The sequence below is a fragment of the Streptomyces sp. SID12501 genome, assembly GCF_010550245.1.
In the GTDB taxonomy this organism is placed as follows: Bacteria; Actinomycetota; Actinomycetes; order Streptomycetales; family Streptomycetaceae; genus Streptomyces.
Genome location: NZ_JAAGLU010000339.1, coordinates 1 through 558, shown reverse-complemented (window position 1 = coordinate 558; position 558 = coordinate 1). Strand labels below are relative to the sequence as shown.

General features: G+C 55.4%; 1 protein-coding gene. It reads left to right on the top strand.

Going from position 1 to position 558, the window contains the following annotated elements:
* Positions 1 to 341 precede the first annotated feature (341 nt).
* A partial coding sequence (locus G3I71_RS50630) for a hypothetical protein (protein WP_203733068.1) occupies positions 342 to 558 on the top strand: 217 nt, incomplete at its 3' end.

The window sequence follows — 558 nt, the reverse complement described above, 5'->3', positions numbered from 1 at the left end:
CAATTACCTACAAAAGCCACGGGTTTCCGGTAGTGAGAGCTCATGTGCACTCAGACCTAGAAGGAGCACGCGGGGCCCTCGAGGAACTCTTTTCTGATATCTGGCAATTGGGCGACCTTTTCGCTACATACAAGAGCACAGGGCTGCGTATTCAAGCAATCGAACAGCGATCACGTGAACTAGTAGCCGAACTTCTGGAGTTGGACTATCAGCGCATCCAGAGATCCCGATTTACCGGGTTCGCTCGATGGCGCCAGATAGCCCGCGATTCGGTTTCGGCTCTCCGGGGCGAGACCGCTCGAGCGACGTCTGAAAGATTCATGTCGATGCTCTGGCTAGCCATGTCTAGTATCGAGACTCTCCAGCGTGATTGGGCGCAATCGCGGCGGAGACTCGACGAAGCGTGCAGTGAAGATGGTCGAGATGAGATCTACGACATCGACCGAAAGGATGACGACCCTGCCATCGAGAGCATCAATCTCGACTTTGTGCGATCAGCCGTCGAGCAGAGGTCCGGGCGAATCGACAACAAGGTCATCACGCTAGCGACCTTGGCTG